The following is a 751-nucleotide window of genomic DNA, read 5'->3' as shown; positions in this document are numbered from 1 at the left end:
CCGTAGACTCATTAAGGTTGGCACCAGATGCGGGTTGCGACGAGTTTCACCGCGGCGAGGTAGTTCGCCGGGTCCTTGTCGTAGCGCGTTGCGATGCCTCGGAAGTGCTTGATGCGGTTGAAGAAGCGCTCCACGAGGTTCCGCTGGCGATAGACCCAGGCGGAGAAGGCGAAGGTGCCTTTGCGGTTTGCCTTGGGCGGGATGTTTGCCCAGGCTTTTCGCTCTGCCGCCATGGCACGGATCGCGTTGCTGTCGTAGCCCTTATCGGCGAGCAGGATGTCGCCCTCGACGAGGGCGTCGAGCAGGGCCTCGGCCTCCTTGCAGTCGGCGACCTGCCCGCCGGTCAGGCGCAATGTGACGGGACGGCCCTCGGCATCGACGAGCGCGTGGATCTTGCTGGTGAGCCCGCCTCGGGAACGTCCCATGCCGCCATCGTTTCCATCCCCCTTTTTCCCGTGGCCGCGTGCTGGTGAACGCGGACACAGGACGAGTCGATCATGACGATGTCGCCGTCGTACGCCTTGGACACGGCTTCGAGAAGCCGGTCCCAGACACCTGCCTTTCGCCATCGCACGAAGCGGTTGTAGCAAGTCGTCGGCGGTCCGTACCGCTCCGGTATCTCCGCCCATGGCGAGCCCGTTCGGAACCGCCAAAGGATGCCATCAAGCACCCGACGATCATCGACACGCGGAACACCACGAGGCTTGTTGGGCAGCAGCGGAGCAATGATCGACCATTCCCGGTCGCTTAG

1 pseudogene is annotated in these 751 nt (G+C 63.8%); it reads right to left on the bottom strand.

The annotated features are described in order from the left end of the window. Positions 1-11: 11 nt before the first annotated feature. Positions 12-715: pseudogene (locus tag ING15_RS19280) on the bottom strand (IS5 family transposase). Positions 716-751 lie beyond the last annotated feature (36 nt).

Source organism: Aurantimonas marina, from assembly GCF_017183135.1.
Lineage (GTDB): Bacteria > Pseudomonadota > Alphaproteobacteria > Rhizobiales > Rhizobiaceae > Aurantimonas > Aurantimonas marina.
Note: the sequence above shows the minus strand (reverse complement) of the source record. Positions and strands in the feature narration are given on the sequence as shown.